Origin of the sequence: Streptomyces rhizosphaerihabitans, from assembly GCF_025399795.1 — a bacterium.
Classification (GTDB): domain Bacteria; phylum Actinomycetota; class Actinomycetes; order Streptomycetales; family Streptomycetaceae; genus Streptomyces; species Streptomyces rhizosphaerihabitans.
The window spans coordinates 264,980-285,701 of the sequence record NZ_JAODTZ010000003.1; the positions used below are offsets into that span (position 1 = coordinate 264,980).

At 73.1% G+C, this 20,722-nt stretch carries 16 protein-coding genes; 3 read left to right on the plus strand and 13 right to left on the minus strand.

Annotated features, from left to right (window positions below):
* Positions 1-221: 221 nt before the first annotated feature.
* On the minus strand, positions 222-1,325 hold the full coding sequence (locus tag N4G66_RS04710) for a carbohydrate kinase family protein (RefSeq protein WP_261702647.1): 1,104 nt from the start codon (positions 1,323-1,325) through the stop codon (positions 222-224).
* Between the two features lie 714 nt (positions 1,326-2,039).
* Between N4G66_RS04710 and N4G66_RS04715 the strand changes: the two genes are divergently transcribed.
* Positions 2,040-3,527, plus strand: coding sequence for an MFS transporter (locus N4G66_RS04715; RefSeq protein ID WP_261702648.1), 1,488 nt, complete (start codon positions 2,040-2,042; stop codon positions 3,525-3,527).
* 70 nt (positions 3,528-3,597) lie between these two features.
* Here N4G66_RS04715 and N4G66_RS04720 read toward each other — a convergent pair whose 3' ends face one another.
* The 10 genes from N4G66_RS04720 to hrcA form a co-directional block, all read right to left on the minus strand.
* The gene (locus N4G66_RS04720; RefSeq protein WP_261702649.1) at positions 3,598-4,590 is read right to left on the minus strand and encodes an adenosine deaminase; all 993 of its coding nucleotides are present in this window, start codon (positions 4,588-4,590) and stop codon (positions 3,598-3,600) included.
* 154 nt (positions 4,591-4,744) lie between these two features.
* The gene (locus tag N4G66_RS04725; RefSeq protein ID WP_261702650.1) at positions 4,745-5,650 is read right to left on the minus strand and encodes a ribonuclease Z; all 906 of its coding nucleotides are present in this window, start codon (positions 5,648-5,650) and stop codon (positions 4,745-4,747) included.
* Positions 5,651-5,656: 6 nt separating this feature from the next.
* Positions 5,657-6,034 (minus strand): histidine triad nucleotide-binding protein, encoded by a 378-nt coding sequence (locus N4G66_RS04730; RefSeq protein WP_261702651.1) that lies wholly within the window; start codon positions 6,032-6,034, stop codon positions 5,657-5,659.
* A gap of 114 nt (positions 6,035-6,148) precedes the next feature.
* Positions 6,149-9,361: a S41 family peptidase gene (locus N4G66_RS04735; protein WP_261702652.1), complete on the minus strand. Its 3,213-nt coding sequence runs from the start codon at positions 9,359-9,361 to the stop codon at positions 6,149-6,151.
* A 73-nt stretch (positions 9,362-9,434) separates the two neighbouring features.
* Positions 9,435-9,953, minus strand: coding sequence for a hypothetical protein (locus N4G66_RS04740; protein WP_261702653.1), 519 nt, complete (start codon positions 9,951-9,953; stop codon positions 9,435-9,437).
* A gap of 197 nt (positions 9,954-10,150) precedes the next feature.
* Complete coding sequence (locus tag N4G66_RS04745; RefSeq protein ID WP_261702654.1) at positions 10,151-10,543, minus strand: VOC family protein; 393 nt, start codon at positions 10,541-10,543, stop codon at positions 10,151-10,153.
* Between the two features lie 50 nt (positions 10,544-10,593).
* Positions 10,594-11,343 carry a 16S rRNA (uracil(1498)-N(3))-methyltransferase gene (locus N4G66_RS04750; RefSeq protein WP_261702655.1) on the minus strand — a complete coding sequence of 250 codons (750 nt, stop codon included), beginning with the start codon at positions 11,341-11,343 and terminating at the stop codon, positions 10,594-10,596.
* Complete coding sequence (locus tag N4G66_RS04755; RefSeq protein WP_261702656.1) at positions 11,340-12,434, minus strand: nitronate monooxygenase; 1,095 nt, start codon at positions 12,432-12,434, stop codon at positions 11,340-11,342. Before N4G66_RS04755 ends, N4G66_RS04750 begins: the two co-directional genes overlap by 4 nt.
* 112 nt (positions 12,435-12,546) lie before the next feature.
* Positions 12,547-13,683, minus strand: a complete 1,137-nt coding sequence (gene dnaJ / locus N4G66_RS04760) for a molecular chaperone DnaJ (protein ID WP_261702657.1) — start codon at positions 13,681-13,683, stop codon at positions 12,547-12,549.
* Positions 13,684-14,700: a heat-inducible transcriptional repressor HrcA gene (gene hrcA / locus N4G66_RS04765; RefSeq protein ID WP_261702658.1), complete on the minus strand. Its 1,017-nt coding sequence runs from the start codon at positions 14,698-14,700 to the stop codon at positions 13,684-13,686.
* A 178-nt stretch (positions 14,701-14,878) separates the two neighbouring features.
* On the opposite strand from hrcA, the gene N4G66_RS04770 reads away from it, so the two are divergent.
* Together N4G66_RS04770 and N4G66_RS04775 are read left to right on the plus strand one after the other, a co-directional pair.
* Positions 14,879-15,619, plus strand: a complete 741-nt coding sequence (locus tag N4G66_RS04770; protein ID WP_261702659.1) for an MBL fold metallo-hydrolase — start codon at positions 14,879-14,881, stop codon at positions 15,617-15,619.
* A gap of 31 nt (positions 15,620-15,650) precedes the next feature.
* The gene (locus N4G66_RS04775; protein WP_261702660.1) at positions 15,651-16,457 is read left to right on the plus strand and encodes a DUF3097 domain-containing protein; all 807 of its coding nucleotides are present in this window, start codon (positions 15,651-15,653) and stop codon (positions 16,455-16,457) included.
* Between the two features lie 284 nt (positions 16,458-16,741).
* Here the strand turns inward: N4G66_RS04775 and hemW are convergent, their stop codons facing one another.
* Both hemW and N4G66_RS04785 read right to left on the minus strand, forming a co-directional pair.
* Positions 16,742-17,974: a radical SAM family heme chaperone HemW gene (gene hemW, locus N4G66_RS04780; RefSeq protein WP_261702661.1), complete on the minus strand. Its 1,233-nt coding sequence runs from the start codon at positions 17,972-17,974 to the stop codon at positions 16,742-16,744.
* 166 nt (positions 17,975-18,140) lie between these two features.
* The gene (locus tag N4G66_RS04785) at positions 18,141-20,363 is read right to left on the minus strand and encodes a SpoIIE family protein phosphatase (RefSeq protein WP_391858757.1); all 2,223 of its coding nucleotides are present in this window, start codon (positions 20,361-20,363) and stop codon (positions 18,141-18,143) included.
* Positions 20,364-20,722: the final 359 nt, after the last annotated feature.

Genomic DNA, 20,722 nt, shown 5'->3' on the forward strand with positions numbered 1-20,722 from the left:
ATCCTCCTCGGTCGGCACGCTTGCCACACGGGCAGCCTTGCGTTCCCAGCGTACGTCGCGGCACTCACGGAGCCGTAGGGCTTTTCTTCAGGTCACGAGGTCGTGACCTGAAGACGCGCCGGGACGTGCGGACGCGCAGTGGCCTGAGGACGCGTCGACCGCAGGATCGGACGGCCTCACGGTCAGGTACCTCGCCGACAGGCGGCCTTGATCGGGCGGCCTCACGCCGAGCGGCCGAAACCGATCGTCGGCACGGCCCGGCGCAGCGGCCAGGGGCGGGTGACCTCCGGGAGCAGGCCCTCCAGGAAGGCGTACCGGCTCAGGGCCGCCGGGTTCTGGGCGTCGACCGAATGGACCTTGCGCCACCATGCGGCGATCTCCGACCAGCCGGGCGCCGACAGCGATCCGCCGAACTCCTGGACGGAGAGCGCGGCGATCAGCCCGGCGAAGGCGAGACGGTCGGCGAGCGGCCAGTCGGCCAGGGTCCCCATGACGAATCCGGCGACGAAGACGTCGCCCGCGCCGGTGGGATCCAGCGCCTCGACGGCGATCGCCGGGACCTCGGCGCTCTCCCCGGAGCGGCCGTCCACGGCATAGGCGCCGTCGGAGCCGAGGGTGACGACCGCCAGCGGTACGTGCTCGGCCAGCGCGTGCGCCGCCGCGCGGGGGCAGTCGGCGCCGGTGTACCGCATGGCCTCCTCGGCGTTCGGCAGGAACGCCTCGCAGTGCGCCAGATCGGCGAGCCCCGCCAGGTCCCAGCGGCCGGTGTCGTCCCAGCCGACGTCCGCGAAGATCCGGGTGCCCCGGCTCGCGGCCTGCGCGATCCAGGGCGCGCGGATGCCCGGGGTCAGCGAGGCGACGGCGGCACGCGCCCGCGGCGGGCAGTCGGGGGCGGGCTCCTCGTGCGGCGGCTCGTGCCCGTGACTGACCATGGTCCGCTCGCCCTCGTACGCCATCGACACGGTGACCGGCGAGTGCCAGCCGGGCACGGTCCGCGACGGCGCCAGATCGATGCCCTCGCCCTGCTCCAGGGCGTCCCAGCAGTACTCCCCGTAGTGGTCGTCCCCGAAGGCGGCGGCGAGGGAGGTCTTCAGGCCCAGCCGGGCGAGGGCGGTCGCCATGTTCGCGACCCCGCCGGGGCTCGAACCCATGCCACGCGCCCAGGACTCGGTGCCGCGAACGGGGGCGGAGTCGAGGCCGGTGAAGATGATGTCCAGGAAGACGGTGCCCGTGAGGTAGACGTCCCAGGGCGGGTCCTCGGCGGTGCGAAGCCCGGCGAGCGGGTCGACATGGGCCTGACGGAACGGTCCCTCGCCGTTGATCACGGTGCGCTCCCTGGGGTGGTCCGGTTCTGGCCAGTGTGCACCACACCGGCCGCGCGAGGCCGTGGGTCACGCCGGGGCGGCCGTGGTCCGTGGTGCGGGTGGGGCACGTCCCTCCCGGCCCGCGCCACCCCGTGCGCGCCCCTCGCCCGCCTCGCGTCCGGGAGCCCGATCCGGTCCCCCACCTGGCCATCCGCGGCGGGGGAAGCCGTCGCCCCCGCCGCCACGCGCCCACCCCAGGTCCGGGAGCCCGATCGGTCTCCCGCCTGGCCGTTCGCAGCAGGGGAGGCTTTCGCCCCCACCGCACTCACCCGCCCCACGCCCACCCGGGCAAACGCCGTGCCCACCCCGTGTCCGGAATCCCCCACATGGCCATCCGCGGCACGGGGCGGCTTTCACCCCCACCACCGCCGCTCACCCGCCCCGGGCCCACCCCGTGCCCGAGGGGCGATCCTGGTCCCTCCACCTGCCCGAACATCCTCGCCCGCGCGCACGCGGCACCGGCACCGGTCGGGCACCCGGCTCCGCCCCGCGCTCGAAAAGCGGGCACTCCTACCCCGGGGTCCCCACCGCAAACGAAGAGTGCCCCAGATCACACCGCTACGCCTTCTTCGCGGACCCCCCACCTTGATACAAATTGCCCGCGCGTTCCTGTCCGTCGACAGCCGCCCCATCCCCTCTCTTCTTGAGCCGCTCTCGCCTGCCCTGGGAACGCCCGTGTCCGCCCGCACCCCCACGCCCTGGCCCCTCGTCGCCCTTTTCACGGCCGGGTACCTCGCCGCGTATCTGCTTCCCACCACCGTCGGCCGCCTCGACGCGGGACTCCCGCTGTCGGCCACCCAGGCCGGAGCCGTCGGCAGTGTCCTGCTGCTGAGTTCGGCCTCGGCCGGCTTCCTGCTCGCCTCCCGCGTCGACCGTTTCGGCCCGCGCAGGCTGGCCCGCGCAGGCCTGCTCCTCGCGGCCCTCGGCTACGGCACCGCCGCGCTCTCGACGGCCGTCCCTCTCGTGGTCGCCGGCGCGATCGTCGGCGGCTTCGGTTCCGGTACGGCCACCGCGGTCGCCGCGACCGGAATCGCCGGCCGACGCGATCCGCACCGGGTCACCACCCTGGGGCTGCTCGGCGTCTCAGGCCTCGCGGGCGCGCTGTATCTGACGATCCCCCATCTGGGCCCGGCGCACGGTGTCCCGCTCGCCGCGATCGCCTGCACCGCGCTGCTCGCACTGTCCCTGACGGGACGCCTCCCCGCGCGCACACCGGCGGCGCACACCCTGCGTACCGCCACCCCGCTCCCGCACCGCCGTTCCGGCCTGCTCCTCGCCGGGGCGATGCTCTTCTGGTCCCTCGCGCAGAACTCGCTGTGGGGCGTGAGCGGCCGGATCGGTCTGACACAGGCGGGCCTCACCGAGGTCAAGGTCGGCGCGGTCTTCGCGGTGGCGCTCGGCGCCGGACTGCTCGGGACCATCGGCGCGGGCGCCCTCGGCCCGCGGCTCGGCCGGGCGCTGCCGATCGGCCTGGGCACGGCGCTGATCGCCGGCTGCATCGCGCTGAGCGCGGCGGCCACCGATCTGACGTCCTTCGCGGCGGGCGAGATCGCCTGGAACGCGCTGTACCCGGTCGTGCTGTCGTACGTGATCGGCCTCGCCGCGTCCATGGACACGCGCGGCCGGTGGGCGGTCCTCGTCGGTTCCGCCTCCTCGCTCGGCACGGCGTGCGGCCCGCTCACCGGCAGCCTGCTGTCCGCGCGGGCGGGCTACCCGGCGATGGGAACGGTCCTGGCGGCCGGTCTGCTGCTGGTCGGCGTCCCGATGACCCTCGTGGCCCTGCGCCCTCGGCGCACCACCCAGATCGTCGAGATCCCCCTCGTGGAGATGCCGGTCATGGAGATACCCACCGTGGAGATCCCCGTCATGGAGCTGCCGGTCGTGAAAACGCCGGTCGCGAACGAGCTCATGACACCGACCCCGGCCGTGGACGACCCGTTCGCCGAGATCCCGGCCGCGGTCGGCCGCTTCGCGCGGATCCCGGTCGTGGAGATCTCCGTGCCGCCGATCCCGGTCGCGGACAACGCCTGCGCGGAAATCGCCGTCGTGGACGTCGTGGAGTTCCCGCTGGAGGGTGTGCCCGCCCAGCGGGAGGCCTACGGCACGGCAGGTCCCCGGCACACGGCGGCCACCGTGTCCACGCCGGGGCCCGTGACCGTCTGACGCCCGTCCCCTGTCCGCCCTTCCAACCGTCCAACCGTCCAACCGGGCGGACGGGCAGGCGCTCGCTCGGCTACCCGAACTCGTACGCGTCGACCTCGGCGATGTAGCGCGCCCGGCGCTCCTCGTCGTGCTCCAGGAAGGACGCCTCGAAGGAGTTGCGCGCCAGCTCCCGCAGCCGCTCCTCGCCGAGACCGAGGGCCTCGCGCACCGCGTGGAAGTTGTCGCCGACGTAACCGCCGAAGTAGGCGGGGTCGTCGGAGTTGACCGTGCACAGCAGTCCGGCGTCCATCATGGCGGGCAGCGGGTGCTCCGCCAGGACGTCCACAGCACGCAGCCGTACGTTCGACAGCGGGCACAGGGTCAGCGGCACGCGCTCCCGGACCAGCCGTTCGACGAGCTCGGGGTCCTCCATGCAGCGCAGCCCGTGGTCGATGCGCTCGACGCCGAGGACGTCGAGGGCCTCGGTGATGTACGCGGGCGGCCCCTCCTCGCCGGCGTGCGCGACGCGCCGCAGACCCAGCTCGGCGGCGGCCTCGTACACCGCGCGGAACTTGACCGGCGGGTGGCCGACCTCGGCGGAGTCGAGGCCGATGCCGGTGATCCGGTCGAGGTAGGGCTTCGCGGCCTGAAGGGTGTCCATGGCGGACTCGGCGGACTCGTCGCGCAGGAAGCACATGATCAGCTGGGTGGAGACGCCGTGGGTCTCCTCGCTGCGTCCGAGCGCGCGCCACAGTCCCTCGACGACCGTCCCCATCGGCACGCCCCGGGCGATGTGCGCCTGCGGGTCGAAGAAGATCTCCGCGTGCCGTACGCCCTGCGCGGCGGCCCGGGCGAGGTAGGCGTCGGCCAGGTCGGCGAAGTCCGCCTCCGTCCGCAGGACGGCCATGAGCTCGTAGTACAGGTTCAGGAACGTCTGGAGATCGTCGAAGAGATACGCCTTGCGCAGCTCTTCGGTGTCCGCGTACGGCAGCGTGACGCCGTTGCGCGCGGCGAGCGCGAAGGCCAGCTCGGGTTCGAGGGTGCCTTCGATGTGGAGGTGCAGTTCAGCCTTGGGGAGGGACATCGAAGCATCGTACGGTCGATTCCCGGGCCCACCGGAACCGGCACCTTCCCGACACCGGGACACCCCGACGCCGGTATCCGGACGCCCCGGCACCGGGCGTCGGCGTCACGGACCGTGCGCCGGACCCGAAGCCGACCCCGGGTCCGCCGTGTCCTCACCGTCGCTTCGGGACCGGCACTCTCACCAGGTCGTGCGCCACCGTCAGCTCACCGTCGAACCCCGCCGCGCGGGCCTCGCGCTCGAACTCCCCGGGATCGGAGTAGCGCTGGCTGAAGTGGGTGAGCACGAGGTGCCGTACGCCCGCCTCCTTGGCTACCCGGCCCGCCTGACCGGCTGTCAGATGTCCGTGGTCCGTGGCGAGTTGGTGGTCCCCGTCGAGGAAGGTCGACTCGATGACGAGCAGGTCGCAGCCCTCGGCGAGCGCGTCCACGCCCTCGCACAGCCGGGTGTCCATGACGAACGCGAACCGCTGTCCGCGCCGCACCTCGCTGACGTCGTCCAGCGTGACACCCCGCAGCGAGCCCTCCCGTTGCAGCACCCCGACGTCGGACCCCTTGATCCCGAGCCCGGCGAGCCGCTCCGGCAGCATCCGGCGCCCGTCCGGTTCGACCAGCCGGTACCCGAAGGACTCGACGGGGTGGGAGAGCCTGCGGGCCTCCAGGGTGTATGCGGGGGTCGTCGCGAGGACGCCGTCGTCCCCGACCGGCGCCTCGGTGAGCCTAGCGGTCTCGCGGTAGGCGGTGGCGTACCGCAGCCGCTCGAAGAAGTGCTGACCGGAGAGCGGGTAGTGCGCGGTCACCTCGTGCGGTACGCGGTCGAGGTTGATGCGCTGGATCACCCCGCCGAGTCCGAGCGCGTGGTCGCCGTGGAAATGGGTGACGCAGATGCGGTGCAGGTCGTGTGCGTCGACCCCGGCACGCAGCATCTGGCGCTGGGTGCCCTCGCCGGGGTCGAAGAGGAGACCCTCGCCGTCCCAGCGCAGCAGGTAGCCGTTGTGGTTGCGGTGCCGGGTCGGGACCTGGCTGGCGGTGCCGAGGACCACCAGTTCACGTGCGGACAAGGCGGGTTATCCCGGCGGCCACTGCATGCCACGGCCGCCCAGGAGGTGGGCGTGCGCGTGGAAGACGGTCTGTCCGGCACCGCTGCCCGTGTTGAACACGATGCGGTAGCTCTCCAGCTTCTCCTCGCCCGCGATCTCGCCCGCCTCGCGCAACAGGTCCGCGGCGACGGCGGGTTCGGCGGCGGCCAGGGCGGCCGCGTCCGGGTAGTGCACCCTGGGAATGACCAGGACGTGGGTCGGTGCCTGCGGGTTGATGTCGCGGAACGCCACGGTCGTGTCGCTCTCGCGCACCAGCGTCGCCGGAATGTGCCCCGCCACGATCTTGCAGAACAGACAGTCGTCCTGCGGTTCCCCGCCCTCGTCCCGCCTCGGCTCCTGCGCCATGCGTGTGCCTCCTCACGCCAGCCGATCATTACCTCCGCATGCTAGCGGCCCTACGGCGCGGACGGCTCGCGGGCGGCTCGCGTCGCCGCCCGCCCGCGAACCGCCCGCGCCGGGTCACAGCGGCGGCAGTACGGGCGCGGTCTTCGCCGGGTTCTCCTCCAGCGCGGCCAGCGCGATCCTGACCGCCTCGTCGAGCTGGGTGTCGCGGCCGGCCGCGTGGTCCTGCGGGGCCTGGACGACCTCGACGTCGGGATCGACACCGTGGTTCTCGACGCTCCACTCGTAACCCTCCAGCCAGAAGGCGTACTTGGGCTGGGTGACGGAGGTTCCGTCGACGAGACGGTAACGGCTGTCGATGCCGATGACGCCGCCCCAGGTGCGGGTGCCGACCACGGGTCCGATACCCAGCGCCTTGATCGCCGCGTTGACGATGTCGCCGTCGGAGCCGGAGAACTCGTTGGCGACGGCGACGACGGGGCCGCGCGGAGCGTCCTCCGGGTAACTGTAGGGACGCATGCCGCGGGGCAGGTCCCAGCCGACGATCCGCCGGGCGAGTTTCTCCACCACGAGCTGCGAGGTGTGGCCGCCGCGGTTCTCACGGACGTCCACGACCAGGCCCTCGCGGGCCACCTCGATGCGCAGATCGCGGTGGAGCTGCGCCCAGCCGGAGCCGACCATGTCCGGCACGTGCAGATAGCCGAGGCGTCCGCCGGACCGCTCGTGGACGTAGGCGCGCCGGTCGGCCACCCACGCGTGGTAGCGCAGAGGCTCCTCGTCGGCGAGCGGTACGACGACCGCGTGGCGCGGATCGCCGCCGCCCGACGGCGAGACGGTCAGCTCCACGGGTTTGCCGGCCGTGCCGACGAGCAGCGGCGCGGGCCCGGCCACCGGGTCCACCGGGTGTCCGCCGACCGCGACGATCGCGTCCCCGGCGCGCACCGCGACGCCGGGCGCGGCGAGCGGGGCCCGCGCGTCCGGGTCGGAGGTCTCCGAGGGGAGGATCCGGTCGATGCGCCAACTGCCGTCCTCGTGGCGGGAGATGTCCGCCCCGAGGAGCCCCTGGGCGAGGTCGCCGCCGCGGTGTCCGCCGCGCGGGGTGACGTAGGCGTGCGAGGTGCCGAGTTCGCCCTGCACCTCCCACAGCAGGTCGACGAGGTCGTCGTGGGTGGCGACCCGCTCCAGGACCGGCCGGTACCGGTCGAGGACCGCGTCCCAGTCGACGCCGCCCAGGTCGGGACGCCAGAAGTTGTCCCGCATGAGGCGGCCGGTCTCGTCGTACATCTGGCGCCACTCGGCGGCCGGGTCGACGGTCTGGCGCACCCGCGACAGGTCGACGGTGATGTTCGTGTCGCTCTCGTCGTCGTTCGAGGCGCGCCGGTCACTGGGGACGACCTTGAGCTTGCCGTCGGTCCACAGCAGGACCCGCTTGCCGTCGCCGGTGACGGTGAAGTGGTCGGCGTCGGCGGCGAGATGCTCGATGCGCTGCTGGGCGAGGTCGTACCGCTCCAGTTCGGTCTTCGGGTCCGGGTCGTCCGGGGTGGCGCGGGAGGAGCCGAGCACGCCCCGTACCGGATGGCGCAGCCACAGCAGCCCGTCCTTGGCGGCGCGCAGCGTCGAGTAGCGGGCGGCCTCGACGGGGAACGGCACGATCCGGTCGGCGAGTCCGTCCAGGTCGATACGGGTGCTGGGGGTGCCCTCGCTGTCGGGTGTCTCGTCCTTGTCGGGGGCCTCGAAGGGCCTGCCGTGGCGCTGCGGTCCGAAGGGGGACGGGGTCGTCGCGGCCAGGGTGATCAGATACGGCCGGGAGCCGCCGACGAACGCCAGGTCGAAGACGTGCTCGTCGTAGACGGGGTCGAAGGCGCGTGCCGAGAGGAAGGCTAGGTGCTTGCCGTCGAGGGTGAACGCCGGTGCGTAGTCCCTGAAGCGCAGCGGGGTCGCCTCGGTCACCGACAGGTCGGTGGTGTTGGCGAGCTTGAGGTGGCGCAGCGGGCGCGGTCCGGGGTGCGACCAGGCGAGCCACGCCGAGTCGGGCGAGAAGACGAGGCCGGTGACGTCGCCGTCCTCGCTGCGGTCGACCTCGCGGACCTCGCCGCTCTCGCGCTCGACGAGCAGCACGCGCCCGTCGTGCGAGGCGACGGCGGCGCGGCTTCCGTCGGGCGCCATGGCGAGGCCGAGGACCCGGCCGAGGGCGCCGGCGGCGAGCCGGCGCGGGGTGGCTCCCGGGGCGACGCCGGTGGCGGGGGCGAATTCGAGGGCGTCGTCGCCCTCCGCGTCGGTGACCCACACCACGTGCTCCTCGCCCTCGGCGCGGAAGGTGCGGGGCAGCCGGGCGCGGACGCCCTGCTCGGCGGCGAGCGCGCGGGCCGGTCCGGAGCGGTGGGTGACCCAGTGGACGGCACCGCGCACGGAGACCGCGCTGCCGCGTCCGGTGTGGTCGGGCGCGGCGGCGGAGAACCAGCGGGAGGCGCTCACGGGGTGCGGCTGCTGGTCGACGCGCTGGCCGCCGAGCCGGATGCCCAGCCGGCGCGGCTCGGCGCCGTCGAGGCCGTCGAGGAGCCACAGTTCACCGGCGGAGGCGTACACCACGCGGGTGCCGTCGGTGGCCGCGTGGCGGGCGTAGAAGCCGTCGAGAGGTGTGTGGCGCCGCAGGTCGGAGCCGTCGGCGAGGGAGGAGTACAGGGCTCCGACGTCCTCGTGGTCCGACAGGAAGGCGATCCGCTCGCCCACCCAGAAGGGGTGTTCGAGGTTCCCGTCGATGTCCTCGTGCAGCCGGACGAACTCGCCGTCGCCGTCCCGGTCGATCCACAGCTTGCCGGCCGTGCCGCCCCGGTACCGCTTCCACCATGCGGCCTCGCGCCCCATCGGGGCGGACAGCAGGACGACGCCGGGTGCACCGTGGGCGACATCGCCGACGGGCCCGTACGGCAGGGTCGTCGCGGGACCGCCGTCGAGCGGGACGGACCGTGCCCAGGTGCGGCGCAGGCTGGCCTGGCCCTGGGTACTGAGGGCGAGTACCTGTCCGTCGGGGGTCCAGCCCCGTACCTGGGTCTTCTGACTGCCCCAGTACGTCAGCCGTTTGGCGGGCCCGCCGGACAGGGCGGCGGTGTGGACCTCGGGGGCTCCGTCACGCGTCGACGTCCAGGCGACGGTCGTACCGTCCGGGGAGATGCGTGGATGGTTGACCGGTACGTTGTCGGCGCTGACCCGCCAGGCGCGACCGCCGTCCTCGAGGGAGGCGGCCCAGATGTCGTCCTCGGCCGTGAAGACGACCAACTCGCCGTGCAGATGCGGAAACCGGAGATACGCGGAGGGTGCGGACTCAGTCACCCGGTCACCCTACGCAGCCCGCGCGCGCCCCGACAGGGGTTTGGATCACTTGATCCGTGTACGGCCTGCCAGGTCACTTGCCCTGCGAGGGCCAGCAGGTGGGGTCGCCCTTGCACCACATGGTCTTCGTCACGGTGACGGTGACGGTGGGGTTGGGCTGCCCGTTCGTGGGGTGGTAGGTGACCGGTGGGGTGGGGCCGCCCGCGGCGTTGCAGTCGCCCAGGCCGTTCACGTGGAACCACTGCTTGCCGCCGACCGTGGCGGTCAGGTCGCCGCGTACGCAGGCGCCGTTGACGGCCCGGGTGACCTTGCCCTTGACGACGATGGCCCGGCCGTCGCCGGTCTGGCCCCGGCAGTCGACGGTCGCCACGGTGTTCTCGGTCGGCGAGGGCGACTTCCCGGGCGTGTAGGCCTTGTTGGCGCTGCCGTAGTGGGCGGTGCAGGTGAGCCAGCGCACGTCCACGTGCTGTCGTTCGAGTTGTGTGGTCGCCGTCCGGTCGGTCGTGTAGGCCACGGTGGCGGTGCTGAGTCCGTCCACCGGCTGGCACGCGGTCACAGCGAACACTCCGGCCGCGCCCAGCCCGGCGGCCATCAGTGCCCGCCCGCACCCCGTCCGGCGCCTGATATGCCTCAAAGCCCCCATGCACGGCAGCGTGCCACCGCACGGCGATGCGCGGTAGACCTCATACGGCCATCGGGGGCACAACCACCCGAAGGGGTTGTCCATCCCCCGGCCGGGTGACGATGGAGTCGCTCGTCCCCCTATGGGGCAGCCCGCTCGGCAGCTCGTCAGCCGAGCAGCAGCAGCCACTCCTGGAGCTCCACCAGGTTGCCCTCGGGGTCCTTGAGGTGGGCGACGCGCATGCGGTCCGTCATGGGTGCCGGACCGTGCAGCAGGGTCGCGCCGCGCGAGACGACCTGCTCGCAGTAGGTGTCGAGGTCGTCCACCCGCAGCACCACGAGCGACCGGTGTCCGGTCACCACGTCACCGAGTTCCCCCAGGATCTCGGTCATCATCGCGCGGTCCTGGAGGGCGATGCCCGCCGACCCGGTGACCGGACTGAACTTCTCGTACGGTCCCTCGGCCGCGCCCGACTGGGGCTTGAGGCCGAGGACTTCGGAGTAGAAGCGGTAACAGGTGGCGAAGTCGGAGACGAGCAGTCGTACCTGAGCGAGTTCCATGAATTCCCCGGTGAGGTGCGGACGGTGAGGTCGTGCCGACGGACGGCGGGTCAGGACCAGCGGCCGGTGCGGGCCAGCAGCAGTGCCGTGGCCACGGTCCCGGCCGTCGAGGTGCGCAGCACCGTGCGCCCCAGGTGGAACGTCTTCGCGCCGGCCTCGGTGAAGAGCGCGACTTCTTCGGGGGAGATCCCGCCCTCGGGGCCGACCACCAGGACGATCTCCCCGGAGCCGGGCAGCGCGGCGGTCGCGAACGGCTCGGTGCCGAGGTCGGTGTCCTCGTGGAGTACGGCGGCCAGATCGGCTTTGGCGAGAAGTGCGGCAACCTGCTTGGTCGTCATCGCGTCCGCGACCTCCGGGAAGCGCACCCGGCGGGACTGCTTGCCTGCCTCCCGGGCGGTGGCGCGCCACTTGGCGAGCGCCTTCAGGCCCCGGTCGCCCCTCCACTGCGTGATGCAGCGGGAGGCGGCCCAGGGGACGATCGCGTCGACGCCGGTCTCGGTCATGGTCTCGACGGCCAGCTCGCCCCGGTCGCCCTTGGGCAGGGCCTGGACGACCGTGATGCGCGGCTCCTGTGCCGGTTCCTCGGCCACCGCGTCCATCCGTACGATCAGCCGGTCCTTGCCCTCGGTGTCGAGGACCACGCAGTCCGCCCAGCGCCCGGTCCCGTCGGTGAGTACGAGGTCCTCGCCGGCCCGCAGCCGTTTCACCGAGACGGCGTGCCGTCCCTCGGGGCCGTCGAGGACGTAACGTCCGCCGCCGTCGGCGTCGAAGTGCTCGACAAGGAACACCGGTGCCGTCATCGGGCCGCACCCTCTTCCGGGATCTCGTCGGCGGCCGACAACGCTGTCTTGGCGGCCGCGATCTCTGCGTTCAGTACCTCCACCAGCTGCCCGGCGGGCAGGTCGCGCGCCATGCGGTGGCCCTGTCCCGCCCACAGCGCCATGCCCTGCGCGTCGCCCGCCCTGGCGGCCGCCTTGCGCAGCGGCAAGGTGAGGTGGTGGATCTCGGGGTAGGCGGCGGGGGCGTACGGGCCGTGCTCGCGCATGAAGCGGTTGGCCAGCCCGCGCGCCGGTCGCCCGGAGAAGGCGCGCGTGAGTTCCGTGCGGACGAAGAGGGGGTCGGTCAGCGCCTGCTTGTGCACGGCGTTCGCGCCGGACTCGGGGGTGGCGAGGAAGGCGGTGCCCAGTTGGGCCGCGTCCGCGCCCTCGGCGAGGACGGCGGCGATCTGGCTGCCGCGCATGATGCCGCCGGCCGCGACGACCGGGATCCGCACGGTCTCGCGGACCTGGGCGACCAGGGAGAGCAGGCCGACGCCCGTGCCGTCCGTCTCCGGGTTGTCGCGGTGGGTGCCCTGGTGTCCGCCGGCCTCGATGCCCTGCACGATGACCGCGTCGGCGCCGGCCCGCTGCACGTTGCGGGCTTCCTCGGCGGTGGTGGCGGTGACCAGGGTGAAGGTGCCGGCGCGGCGCAGGGAGTCCAGCACGTCCTTGCTCGGGACGCCGAAGTGGAAGGAGACCGCCGCCACCGGGTTGTCGAGGAGGACGGCGAGCTTGGCGTCGTAGCCGTCGTCGCGGCCGCTGTCCGGATCGCCGAGCTCGGTCTCGTACCAGGCGGCCTCACCCGCGAGCTGGTTGGCGTACACCTCGACCGTGGCGGCGTCCGCGTACTCGGGCTGCGGCAGGAACAGATTGACGCCGAAGGGACGACCGGTCAGCCCGCGCAGCTGCTTGATCTCCTGGTACATGCCGTCGGCCGTCTTGTACCCGGCGGCGAGGAAGCCGAGCCCGCCGGCCTCGGACACGGCGGCCGCGAGCTGCGGGACGGAGACGCCGCCCGCCATGGGGGCCTGCACGATCGGGTGAGGGAAGAGATCGGTCAGCGCGGAGGACATGACGGCATGTTGTCACGTCCCCAGGACAAGTCCGAATCCGGCCGTCCGCCCGGCATGGGCCACCGGGACGGTCGGGCGCGGGGTGGCACGGCCACCCCGCGTCCTGCCTGGATCAGCGGCCGTTGAAGGCGTCCTTCAGCCGGGAGAAGAGCCCCTGCTGACCGGGCTGGAACTGACCGGTGGGCCGCTCCTCGCCGCGCAGTATGGCGAGCTCGCGCAGCACCCGCTCCTGCTCCGCGTCGAGCTTGGTCGGCGTGGTGACCTCGACGTGCACGATGAGGTCGCCGCGGCCGCCGCCGCGCAGGTGGGTGACGCCCCGGCCGTGCAGCGGGATCGACTGGCCGGACTGCGTGCCCGGACGGATGTCGACCTCCTCCAGGCCGTCGAGCGTCTCCAGCGGCACCTTGGTGCCGAGGGACGCCGCGGTCATCGGGAGGGTGACCGTGCAGTGCAGGTCGTCGCCGCGCCGCTGGAACGTCGAGTGCGGCAGCTCGTGGATCTCGACGTACAGGTCGCCGGCGGGGCCGCCACCGGGGCCGACCTCGCCCTCGCCCGCGAGCTGGATCCGTGTGCCGTTGTCCACACCGGCCGGGATCTTGACCGTGAGCGTGCGACGGGACCGGACCCGGCCGTCGCCCGCGCAGTCGTGGCACGGGGTTGGGACCACGGTGCCGAAGCCCTGGCACTGCGGACACGGCCGTGAGGTCATGACCTGGCCGAGGAAGGACCGCGTCACCTGGGACACCTCGCCGCGACCGCGGCACATGTCACAGGTCTGCGCGGAGGTCCCGGGCGCGGCGCCTTCACCGTTGCAGGTGGCGCAGACGACGGCCGTGTCGACCTGGATGTCCTTCGTGGTGCCGAAGGCCGCCTCGTCGAGCTCGATCTCCAGCCGGATCATGGCGTCCTGGCCCCGGCGGGTGCGCGAGCGCGGTCCGCGCTGCGACGCCGTACCGAAGAAGGCGTCCATGATGTCCGAGAAGTTCCCGAAGCCGCCCGCGCCGAAGCCGCCGGCAGCGCCGCCGCCCTGCTGGGACAGCGGGTCGCCACCGAGGTCGTAGACCTGCTTCTTCTGCGGGTCCGACAACACCTCGTACGCGGCGTTGATCTCTTTGAACCGCTCCTGCGTCTTCGGATCGGGATTGACGTCCGGGTGCAGCTCGCGAGCGAGCCTCCTGAACGCCTTCTTGATCTCGTCCTGGGACGCGTCGCGGCGCACGCCGAGTACGGCGTAGTAGTCCGTGGCCACTTAAGACTCCGCCAGGATCTGTCCGACGTACCGTGCCACCGCTCGTACCGCTCCCATCGTTCCCGGGTAATCCATGCGGGTCGGGCCGACCACGCCGAGTTTGGCTACTGCCTCGCCGCCCGAACCGTAGCCGACCGAGACCACGGACGTGGAGTTGAGTCCCTCATACGCGTTCTCGTGCCCGATTCGCACGGTCATGCTCGAATCCCCGGCCTCTCCAAGCAACTTGAGGAGCACTACCTGCTCCTCCAGTGCTTCGAGCACCGGCCGGATGGTGAGAGGGAAGTCATGTCCGAATCGCGTGAGATTGGCGGTACCGCCGATCATCAGCCGCTCCTCGGTCTCCTCGACGAGTGTCTCCAGCAGTGTGGAGAGCACCGTCGAGACCGTACCCCGATCCTCCGCCTCGAAGGCGTCCGGGAGGTCCTGGACGAGCTGTGGGACGTCCGCGAAGGGGCGCCCCGCGACCCGGCTGTTGAGCCGGGCCCGCAGATCGGCCAGGGAGGTCTCACCGAACGGAACCGGACAGTTGATCATGCGCTGCTCGACCCGGCCGGTGTCCGTGATCAGCACGAGCATCACCCGCGCGGGGGCGAGTGACAGCAGCTCCACATGGCGCACGGTCGAGCGGGTCAGCGAGGGGTACTGCACGACGGCGACCTGCCGTGTGAGCTGCGCGAGCAGCCGCACGGTCCGCCCGACGACGTCATCGAGGTCGACGGCTCCGTCCAGGAAGTTCTGGATGGCCCGTCGCTCGGGCGCGGTCATCGGCTTGACGCCCGCGAGCTTGTCGACGAAGAGCCGGTATCCCTTGTCCGTGGGGATGCGTCCGGCGCTCGTGTGCGGCTGGGCGATGTAGCCCTCGTCCTCCAGGGCCGCCATGTCGTTGCGGACGGTCGCCGGTGAGACGCCCAGCCGGTGCCGCTCGGTGAGCGCCTTGGAACCGACCGGTTCCTCCGTGCCCACGTAGTCCTGGACGATGGCGCGGAGCACCTCGAGCCTGCGTTCACTGAGCATCGCGCACACCTCCAGAATTCGACTCGGTGGTCTTCGTGGCCTTCGTGGCTTTCGTCTGGCACTCGGCACACGGGAGTGCCAGCGTCCCCCGGCCCAGTGTACGGCGGTGAGGCACGACCCCGGCAAGGGCGGGCCTGCGATGTCGTGCACGGCACCCGGTCACCGCTAGCGTCGCCGCATGAGGCTGACTTGGGAAGAGCTGGGGTGGGAAAGGGTGGCGCCCCGGGTCGGGCGGCGACGACTTCCGGACTGGGACTGCACGGTCGGGCTCGTCGTCGGAGAGGGCGCGGCGCTGATGATCGACGCGGGATCGAGCCTCGCGGAGGGCGCGCTGTTGCGCCGGGAGGCGCAGGCTCTCGTCGGGCACCGTGTGACCCTTCTCGCGCTCACCCACCCGCATTTCGACCATGTGTTCGGCGCCGCCGCGTTCGCGGGCGCGGAGGTCCTCGTCGCGGGCGGCTCGTCCGAGGTGTACGAGAACGGCCGCGGGGAGCTGTGCGCGGACGCGGTGCGCAACGGTCTCGACCCCCGGGCGGCGGAGGAGGCGGCCGACACCCTCGTACGTCCCCGGCAGCAAGTCCGGGACACCTTGAACCTGGCACTCGCCGGTGGCGTCGAGGTCCGGCTGGTGCGGACGGGTGAGGGACACACAGCCCACGACCTCGTGGTCGTGGTGCCGGGCGACCCGGCGGTGGTGTTCTGCGGCGACCTGGTCGAGGAGTCCGGCGAGCCCCAGGCGGGCCCCGACGCCGTGCCGTCGCGCTGGCCCGCGGCCCTGGACCGGCTGCTCGGCCTCGGCGGCGAGGACGCGCTGTACGTTCCCGGTCACGGGGCGGTCGTGGACGCCGCGTTCGTACGCGCCCAGCGGGACGCCCTGGCCGCGCGTTTCGGCGCGGCCGGTTTCGGCGTGTCGCGGTGAGCGCCGCCGGGCTTCTCCTATCGTCATCCGAATGCGCCAGTACTCTCCGGACCTGACCCCGCCGTGGAAGAAGCCCCGGCCCGTGCCCGAGGTCCCGGCGGACCCGGGTCTGGTGGTCGAGGAGCCCGGCACCGGCTTCTGCGGCGCGGTGATCCGCTGCGAGGCGGGCACGGTGACCCTGGAGGACCGCTTCGGCAAGCACCGGGTGTTCCCGCTGGAGCCGCGCGGCTTCCTCCTGGAGGGCAGGGTCGTGACGCTGGTGCGCCCGACGGCTTCGGCGCCGGTACGCCCCAGCCGTACGGCCTCCGGCTCGGTGGCGGTGCCCGGCGCCCGCGCCCGGGTCGCGCGGGCCGGGCGGATCTACGTCGAGGGCCGCCACGACGCCGAACTGGTCGAACGGGTCTGGGGGGACGATCTGCGCATCGAGGGCGTCGTCGTGGAGTACCTGGAGGGCGTCGACGACCTGCCTGCGATCGTCGCCGCGTTCGACCCGGGCCCGGACGCCCGGCTCGGTGTCCTCGTCGACCACCTGGTCCCGGGTTCGAAGGAGTCCAGGATCGCCGAGGCGGTCACGAGCGAGCACGCCCTGGTGCTCGGCCACCCGTACATCGACGTCTGGGAGGCCGTGAAGCCGTCCTCCGTGGGCATTCCGGGCTGGCCCCGGGTCCCGCGCGGCCAGGACTGGAAGACGGGCGTGTGCCGGGCCCTGGGCTGGCCGGAGAACACCGGCGCGGCCTGGCAGCACATCCTGTCCCGGGTCCGCTCCTACAAGGACCTGGAGCCGGAACTCCTGGGCCGGGTGGAGGAACTGATCGACTTCGTCACCGCGCCCGAGTGACGGGGGCTCCGGAGCGGGCGGGGCCCCCGGAGCCGGGGGCCGGGGGCGCCGTCCGAGCCACCGGAGCCGGAGACGCCGCCGCACCCGGACGGCGTGCGCTCACCGCCGGGCCGGCGTGTGGCGCCGGCCACCGACAGCCCACCGTCGGTGCGCCGCGAGCGGACCGGACCGCATGGGCTCACCGCCCGGCCGGCATCCCGGCGCCGACCGCTGGCAGCCCGCCGTCACGGTGCGCCGCGAGCGGGCCGGACCGCATGGGCCGCGAGCGGGCGGGGCTGTGGTTCTCAGTCCACCAGGTCCCGGACGACGGCGTCCGCCAGCAGCCGCCCGCGCAGGGTGAGAACGGCGCGCCCGGCGTCGTACGGACCGGCTTCGAGGAGCCCTTCGGACAGGGCGCGGCGGGAGGCCGCGAGCCCGTCGGGGCGGAGCAGGGAGAGCGGGCAGCCCTCCCGCAGCCGCAGTTCGAGCAGGATCCGCTCGACCCGGCGGTCCTCGTCGGAGAGGAGCTCGCGCCCCGCACCCGGTGAGCGGCCCGAAGCCAGCGCGGCCGCGTAGGCCCCGGGATGTTTCACGTTCCACCAGCGAACACCGCCGACGTGGCTGTGTGCGCCGGGGCCCGCGCCCCACCAGTCGGCACCCCGCCAGTAGAGCTCGTTGTGCAGACAGCGGCCGGCCTCGGAGGTGGCCCAGTTCGACACCTCGTACCAGTCGAAGCCCGCCGCCGACATCACCTCGTCCGCGATGAGATAGCGGTCCGCGTGCACGTCGTCGTCCGTCATGGGGACCTCGCCGCGTCGGATGCGGCGCGCGAGCTGCGTGCCCTCCTCGACGATGAGCGCGTACGCGGAGATGTGGTCGGGACCGGCGCCGAGGGCCGCTTCGAGCGATGCCCGCCAGTCGTCGTCCGACTCCCCCGGTGTGCCGTAGATCAGATCAAGGTTCACATGTGCGAATCCGGCCGCGCGGGCCTCGGCGACACAGGCCTCGGGTCGGCCGGGGGTGTGCGTGCGGTCGAGCACCTTCAGGACGTGCTGCCGGGCGCTCTGCATGCCGAAGGAGATCCGGTTGAAGCCGCCGGCGCGCAGGGTCGCGAGGTACTCCGGGTCCACGGACTCGGGGTTCGCCTCCGTCGTGATCTCGGCGTCGTCCGCGAGCCCGAACTCGTCCCGGATCGCGCCGAGCATCCGGACGAGATCGTCGGCGGCCAGCAGCGTGGGCGTGCCGCCTCCGACGAAGACCGTGCGGACGGGGCGCGGGTCGTCGCCGAGGACCTTGCGGGCGAGGCGCACCTCGTCGGTCAGGGTGTCCGCGTAGTTGTCGCGGGAGGCGAGCACACCGCCGCTGCCCCGCAGCTCGGTCGCCGTGTAGGTGTTGAAGTCGCAGTAGCCGCAGCGGGTCGCGCAGTACGGCACGTGGAGGTAGAACCCGAGGGGCCGCTCGGCCGCCCCGTCCAGGGCGTGCGCGGGCAGCGCCCCGTCGTCGGGGACGGGCTCACCGTCGGGAAGTGCGGAAGGCATGCCTTCCATTGTCCAGTACGGGCGGGGTGCACGGTTCCGTCCCGTGCCCGGACCGATCCGTCCCCTGCCCTGACCGGCCGGGCGGCGGCCCCGCACCGGCCCCTGACCGGCGGGGTGCGGGCACACGGTGCGCGGCGCCCAGGGGACGGGCTGCGGGCACGCGGGGCTACTCCGTCTGCAACACCAGCAGGGCCATGTCGTCCTCCGGCGGGCGGGTGCCGAACGCGTGGACCAGCCCGCGGATCCGTTCCGCGATCAGCTCGGCGTTCAGGCCGGCGCAGCCCGCGAGGGCCTGCGCGAGACCGTCGTCGTCGTCGAACTGGCGGGACCCGTCACGCCGCTCCGTCACACCGTCGGTGACGCACAGCAGGGTGTCGCCGGGGTACAGCTCGAAGGACTCGGAGGTGTATTCGGGGTCCTCGAAGACGCCGAGCAGGGTCTGCGGCCGGGCCATCTCCCGTACGTCGCCGGCGGGGTCCAGCAGCAGCGGCAGCGGATGTCCCGCCGAGGCCAGAGTGCAGCGCACTCCGCCGTCGAAGGGGACCAGCTCGCCGTAGAGCATCGAGAGGAAGCGCGTCTGCGGGCCGAGGTCGGTGCCGAGCCCGGGCCCGCCCGCGGCCACGAGCGCGCGGGCCGCCGCGTCCGCGGCCTCCGTCGCGTCGTCGAGGAGGAGCTGGTTGAGGCGGTCGAGGACGTCCGCGACGTCGTAGCCCTCACGGGCGAGCAGCCGCAGCCAGGGCCGGGCCAGACCGATCACGACGGCGGCCTCGGGGCCCTTGCCCTGGACGTCGCCGACGGCGAAGCACCAGCGTCCGTCGCCGGCCGGGAACACGTCGTAGAAGTCGCCGCTCGGCCCGCCCTTGTCGAGCGGCTCGTAGACGAGGGCGCTGCGCACCCCGGGAATCTCGGCGACCGCGCCCGGCAGCAGTCCGCGCTGCAGGACCCGGCTGATGGTGGCCTGGCGCGCGTACTGGCGGGCCGCGCCGATGGCGAGGGCGATCCGGCGGCTGAGATCCTCGACGAGCCCGGTGACCTCGTCGGGGAAGTCGGGAAGTCCGGCCCGCCCGATGACGAGCGTGCCCAGCGGGCGGCCGCCCGCGATCAGCCGGTAGGCCAGCGCCGCACCGCTCGCGCCGCGGGTGCCCAGCGCCTCGCCGGGCCAGGGCACCGGGACGGCCCGGGACCGCACCGCGTCGGGCAGCCGTGGCGGGTCCTTCTCCAGGGAGCGGCGCAGTCCCTCGATGAGGTTCTCGCTGCCGTGCCAGACGCGGGCGAGGCGGGGGCCGAGGGCGAGGCCGAGACCGCCGGCCCGGTCGGTGGCCTCGTCCTCCAGCCACACGGCGCACCAGTCGGCGAGGCGCGGGACGAGGAGTTGTCCGGCCAGGGCGGCGACCAGGTCCTCGTCGAGCTGCCCGGCGAGCAGGTCGGAGGCCTCGGCGAGGAAGGAGAGGGCTCCCCGGTCCAGCCAGTCGTGACCCCGCGCGATGCTCCGGGTCATCCCCGAGCCGGTTGTCCCGGGACAGGGCTCGCCGTCGGCCCTCGGTCGCCCGTACCCCGGGACCGGCCCCTCGCCGTACGCGCCGGCCCGGGCCCCCTCCGCCCCGCCCGTGAGTCCGTCGCCATCCCCGGGGCCACCCGACGCACGGAGCCCGACGGCATCGGTGAGCCCACCCGATCCGGGAAGGTCGTCGGCGTCCGCGAACCGGCCCGATCGGGAAGGACCGTCGGCGTCCGCGAACCCACCTGGCCGGTGCGGGTCGTCCGTTTCCGCGAACCCACCCGGTACGGGGACAGCACGGGCGTCCGCGAACCCCCCGGTCCCGGGGAGCCGTTCGGCGTCCGCCGATCCTCCCGACCGGCGCAGGTCGTCCGCGCCCGCGAAGATCTCCGCCCCGGGCAGGGCGACGGCGCCCCCGTCGACCAGCAGCCTCGACCACACCGTCTTCACGCCCGGACGGTAGGTGATCCCCCAGGCCTCGGAGAGTGCGGAGACGAGGCGCAGGCCACGCCCGTACTCCGGTGTTCCGTAGGGGTGTTCGGCGCCGTCCTCCCGTATGGCACGCGAAGGGTGGTGGTCGGAGACCTCGACGACCAGCGGGCCCGGCGGGCCGTCGGCCCCGCACTCCAGGCGGCACAGCAGCTCGACGTCGGTGCCCGCGTGCACGACGGCGTTGGTGACGAGTTCGCTGACCACCACGGTGGCATCCTCGGTGAGCCGGTCGTCGATGATCTCGGCGCCGGGCAGGGCCAGTTCGGCCCAGCTCACGAGCGTGTCACGGAGGAAACGGCGAGCGGCTCCAGGGGCGAGCGGAGTGCCCGGCAATGACGTACGTGACACGACGTCCCGGCCGACGCGGTGGTGTGCGGGCGCGTCCGGGGCGCACGCCATGGATTCCCGTTGCGTCGGAATGGCCCCCACTGTGCGGCTCCCTGGGCAGCTCGGACGAATACACCTCGGACGATGCGGCCAGGGTGACAGACCGACTGCGCTCATAAGCGCCGAGTCACCGAAGTGGACCGCCATGGGCGAGAACAGTGGTATGTCTGTGCCCGAAGACGGACAGGTTCGAGCATCCGATCCACGTCCGCCGCTCGCCGTGACGACGGCGGCGTGACACGGCACGGCACGGCGCGGCACGGCGCGGCACGGCGGCTTCGGTGAAGGCCCGCGTGAGGCACGGCGCCGACGGGCGGGCCCCCGCGAAGCAAGCAGCCCGGCGGACCGGGGATGTGCCCGTCATCTTCCTG